Genomic DNA, 4,703 nt, shown 5'->3' on the forward strand with positions numbered 1-4,703 from the left:
CCTCGGGGGTGAGGCGGGCCGGGGTGATCAGCCGGGTGTCGCCGGCGTCGTAGCGGGCCGTGTAGTCGTAGCGGCCGCCGGGGGCGACGATCTCCACGGCGGGCAGAGCGGTGAGGATGCCGTCGCGCTCGATGACGCTGACGGCGACCTCGGTGCCGGAGATGCAGCGTTCGACGAGGGCGGCGTCGCCGTAGGCGAAGCAGCCGACCATGGCGGCGGAGAGGTCGGCGGCGTCGTGGACGACGGAGGCGCCCAGCGCCGCGCCTCCTCGGGTGGGCTTGACGAAGAGGGGGAGGCCGAGGCTCCGGATGATCCGGTCCAGGACGGACGCGGCGCCGAGGTCGTGGAAGACCTCCTTCGGCAGCGCGACCGAGTCGGGGGTCCGCAGTCCGGCGCGGCGGACGACGGACTTGGCGGTGGGCTTGTCCCAGGCGACGCGGCAGGCGTCGGGGCGGGCGCCGACGTAGGGGACGTCGAGGAGATCGAGGACGTCGCGGATGGAGCCGTCCTCGCCCGCGGCCCCGTGCAGGACGGGGAAGACGACGTCCGGGGGATCGTCGGTGAGGGCGTCGAGAAGCGTGGCGTCCGCGTCGCGGAGCTCGACGGGGATGTCGAGGGCGCGCAGGGCGTCCGAGACCCGGCGGCCGGAGCGCAGCGAGACCTCCCGCTCGTAGGAGAGTCCCCCGGCCAGGACGACAACGTGCCCGAGTTCCACTGATGATGCCCCTCTAGGTGATCTGAAAGAACGCACCGGCCTCCCGGTGGAAGCCGGCGCGTTTCACGTGAAACATTCAGACGACGTCCGGCCCCGGAGCTTGGACGCCGGTGCCGCCGTCGGTCACGGCTCCCCCGAAAGTGTCCCGGAGCCGGATCTCGTCTTCCACCACCGCCGCGAGCCTGCGGACGCCCTCGCGGATCCGGTGGGGTTCGGGGAAGCAGTAGGACAGCCGCATATGGCTGTGGCCGGTGCCGTCGGCGTAGAAGCCGGTCCCGGGGACGTAGGCGACGCGTTCGGCGATCGCGCGAGGGGCCATCGCCTTGGCGTCGAGCCCCTCGGGGAGCGTCACCCAGACGAAGAAGCCGCCGGCGGGGCGCGTCCAGGTGCAGCCGTCCGGCATGAGCTGTTCGAGGGATTCGAGCATCGTGTCGCGCCGGGTGCGGTAGAGCTCGCGGAAGTCCTTGATCTGCTCCCGCCAGGGCTGCGTGGCGAGGTACTCCCGGACGGCGAGCTGCGAGAAGTTCGACGGGCACAGGATCGCCGACTCTGCGGCCAGGACGAGCTTGGCGCGGACGGCGTGCGGCGCGAGGACCCAGCCGACCCGGAGGCCGGACGCGATCGTCTTGGAGAACGAGCCGAGGTAGATGACGCGGTCGGCGTCGTCCGCGCGGAGCGCCCGCATGGGTTCGCCGTCGAAGCCGAGGAGTCCGTACGGGTTGTCCTCGACGACCAGGACGTCGTACTCCGCGCAGATCTCCAGAATCTGGGCGCGGCGGGCGGTGGTGAGCGTGACGCCCGCGGGGTTCTGGAACGTCGGGACGGTGTACAGGAACTTGACCGGGCGCCCTTCCCGGCGCAGCCGCGACAGGGTCTCGCGAAGCGCGCCGGGGATGAGGCCCGCCTCGTCGAGGGGGACGTGCACGACGTCGGCCTGGTAGGACGCGAACGTCCCGAGCGCGCCGACATAGGAGGGCGCCTCCGCGAGGACGACGTCGCCCGGGTCGACGAAGATCTTGGTGATGAGGTCGAGGGCCTGCTGGGCGCCGACGGTGACGACGACGTCGTCCGCCGACGCCTGGACGCCTTCGAGCGACATGACGTCGCAGATGTGCTCGCGGAGCCGCTCGTCGCCCTGCGCGGAGCCGTACTGGAGGACGTCCGCGCCCTTGCCCGCGACGAGTTCGCCGACCATCCGGCCGACGGCGTCGAGGGGGAGCGCGGACACGTTCGGCATCCCGCCCGCCAGCGATACCACCTCGGGGCGGGCGGCCATCGCGAACAGAGCCCGGATCTCGGACGGCACCATGCCGGCGGCGCGCGCGGCGTAGCGGTCGGTATAGGCATCCGTGCGCGAGTGCTGTTCCACGAGGCACCTCCGAGGTGGATTGGCTTGCCTGCAAAATACGGCATCGGCCGGGGCGGTCCGGCGGAACCCCGGGACTGGCGCCGGATCGGCTCGGGCCTCCCCCGCCCGCCGCCATGCGAAGATCCGTGCCGGGCGTGCCGTCCGGGTGGGGATCCCCCTGTCCGATACGATGCCCGAGGATCCCGGAATGTTGCCGGGAACTTCCGCGAGTGGCGTTCCGCCCGAGAGACCGACGGCCCGGCCCGGCCGCGGGTTTCGCGCCGGGCGGGCGAGTACCGCAACAGGGGGTGCCGACCCGGTGTCGCGTCGTCTCGTCAACATCACGCTGGACAATCTCGGTGATCTGCCGCACCGATGCCGCGGCTGCGTGTTCTGGGAACTGGACCCGGTCAGCCGGGACCGGGCGCTGGACGCCGGCGACTCCGGCCTGGAGAAGGAGGCGTGGATCTCCTCGACGCTGCTGGAGTGGGGCAGCTGCGGAAAGATCGTGTACGTCGACAACGTCCCCGCGGGGTTCGTGATGTACGCGCCGCCGCTGTACGTACCGCGTTCGGTGGCGTTCCCGACGAGCCCGGTCAGCGCGGACGCGGTGCTGCTGATGACCGGTCACATCCTGCCGGAGTTCGCGGGCGGCGGCCTCGGCCGCATGCTGGTCCAGGGCGTTGCGAAGGACCTCACCCGGCGGGCGGTGAAGGCGATCGAGGCGTTCGGCGACCTGAAGGGTGAGGAGGGCGGTTGCATGGTGCCCGCCGATTACCTGCTGTCGGTCGGATTCAAGACCGTCCGGCCGCATCACCGGTACCCGCGGCTGCGGCTGGAGCTGAAGTCGGCCCTGTCGTGGCGTGAGGACGTCGAGGTCGCCCTGGAACGGCTCCTCGGCACCATGACCCCGGAAGGGGCGCTCCGCCCCGTCTAACGCCAATCTACGACGTTCTACGCATATGGCCCGTGCTCCGGACGACGGAGCACGGGCCATATGCGTACTGCGCTCGCCGCGGGAGGCGGCGGGGCGCCGGTCAGATGAAGTCGGCGAGGTCCTTCAGGAGGGCGGCCTTGGGCTTGGCGCCCATGATCTGCTTGACGACCTCGCCGCCCTTGTAGACGTTCATCGTCGGGATCTGCATGACGCCGTACCGCTGCGGCACCTGCGGGTTCTCGTCGATGTTGAGCTTGACGATCTCGATCTTGTCGCCGTGCTCCTTGGAGATCTCCTCCAGGATCGGCGCCACCATCCGGCACGGGCCGCACCACTCGGCCCAGAAGTCGACCAGGACGGGCTTGTCGTTGTCCAGGACCTCGGACGCGAAGTCTGCGTCGGTCACGGCCTTCATTGCTCTCCTCCGGTTCTCGTGCGGGTCGGGCGACCCGCCCGCGCGTGTCTGACGTTCGTGTCCGGAGCCGGATGCCGCGCAAGCTGCCGAGGCGCTCCAGCCCGATGTGTCCGGCAACAGCCGGGAAGACCCCGCGGGCGGCTCAGGCCTGCGGCACCGTCTCGGCGGCGTCCTGGTCCTGGAGCCACCGCTCGGCGTCGATCGCGGCGGCGCAGCCGGTGCCGGCGGCGGTGACCGCCTGGCGGTAGATGTGGTCGACCACGTCCCCGCAGGCGAACACACCGGGGATCTTCGTCCTCGTGGTCGGGGCGTCGACGAGCAGGTACCCGTCGGTGTCGGTCTCCAGCTGGCCGGCGAACAGCTCGCTGCGCGGGTCGTGCCCGATCGCGATGAACAGCCCGGTGACCTCCATCGAGGACGTCTCGCCCGTCCTGGTGTCGCGGACGGTCACGCCGGTGACGCGGTCGTCGCCGGCGATCGCGGTGACCTCGCCGTCCCACCGGAACTTGATCTTCTCGTTGGCGAACGCGCGATCCTGCATGATCTTGGACGCGCGGAGCTGGTCGCGGCGGTGGATCACGGTGACGGACCGGGCGAACTTGGTGAGGAAGATCGCCTCCTCCATCGCGGTGTCGCCGCCGCCGACGACGGCGATGTCCTGCTCGCGGAAGAAGAAGCCGTCACACGTCGCACACCAGGAGACGCCGCGTCCCGACAGGCGCTTCTCGTCCGGCAGGCCCAGCTCCCGGTAACCGGAGCCGGTCGCCACGATCACGGTCCTGGCGAGGTAGGTCTCGTCACCCACCTTGACGACCTTGGGGTCGGCGGTGAGGTCGACCTCGGTGACATCGTCGGTGACGAGCTCGGCACCGAAGCGCTCGGCCTGCTTGCGCAGGTTGTCCATGAGGTCCGGCCCCATGATCCCGTCCGGGAAACCGGGGAAGTTCTCCACATCGGTGGTGTTCATCAGCGCACCACCGGCGGTCACCGAGCCCTCGAACACCAGCGGCTTCAGATCCCCGCGGGCCGCGTAGACGGCGGCCGTGTAGCCCGCGGGGCCCGAGCCGATGATGATGACGTTACGGACGTCGCTCACTGTTCTGTGCCTCTCCTCGTTGGCCGCCTGTGCCGCTCGACCCGGCCTGTCAGTCGCGTCAACCGATCCTAGGCCCCGCCCATTCCCGTCGCGCTGCACCGCCCCGTGGGCGGCCGTCACCGGCCGGAACAGGGCCGCCGGGTCCGGCTCGCTCGTGCGTCCCGGTCCCCTGGACGGTCGTAGGGTGTGGGG

General features: G+C 70.8%; 5 protein-coding genes. 1 reads left to right on the forward strand and 4 read right to left on the reverse strand.

The annotated features are described in order from the left end of the window. Together E1281_RS37620 and E1281_RS37625 are read right to left on the reverse strand one after the other, a co-directional pair. On the reverse strand, positions 1-715 hold a 715-nt coding region (locus tag E1281_RS37620; protein ID WP_131884472.1), incomplete at its 3' end, for a D-alanine--D-alanine ligase. Positions 716-791: 76 nt separating this feature from the next. Beyond that, positions 792-2,084 carry a PLP-dependent aminotransferase family protein gene (locus E1281_RS37625; RefSeq protein WP_243717777.1) on the reverse strand — a complete coding sequence of 431 codons (1,293 nt, stop codon included), beginning with the start codon at positions 2,082-2,084 and terminating at the stop codon, positions 792-794. A 298-nt stretch (positions 2,085-2,382) separates the two neighbouring features. Here E1281_RS37625 and E1281_RS37630 point away from each other — a divergent pair, with 298 nt between their 5' ends. After that, the gene (locus tag E1281_RS37630; RefSeq protein ID WP_131884473.1) at positions 2,383-3,000 is read left to right on the forward strand and encodes a GNAT family N-acetyltransferase; all 618 of its coding nucleotides are present in this window, start codon (positions 2,383-2,385) and stop codon (positions 2,998-3,000) included. Positions 3,001-3,100: 100 nt separating this feature from the next. Here E1281_RS37630 and trxA read toward each other — a convergent pair whose 3' ends face one another. Both trxA and trxB read right to left on the reverse strand, forming a co-directional pair. Beyond that, positions 3,101-3,415 (reverse strand): thioredoxin, encoded by a 315-nt coding sequence (gene trxA / locus E1281_RS37635; protein WP_131884474.1) that lies wholly within the window; start codon positions 3,413-3,415, stop codon positions 3,101-3,103. Positions 3,416-3,557: 142 nt separating this feature from the next. Next, positions 3,558-4,511: a thioredoxin-disulfide reductase gene (gene trxB, locus E1281_RS37640; RefSeq protein ID WP_131884475.1), complete on the reverse strand. Its 954-nt coding sequence runs from the start codon at positions 4,509-4,511 to the stop codon at positions 3,558-3,560. Positions 4,512-4,703 lie beyond the last annotated feature (192 nt).

The sequence above is a fragment of the Actinomadura sp. KC345 genome (assembly GCF_004348515.1).
Lineage (GTDB): Bacteria > Actinomycetota > Actinomycetes > Streptosporangiales > Streptosporangiaceae > Spirillospora.

Coding starts and splice junctions, on each gene's coding strand:
- trxA (WP_131884474.1), bottom strand. CDS start 3,415: ATGAAGGCCGTGACCGACGCAGACTTCGCGTCCGAGGTCCTGGACAAC.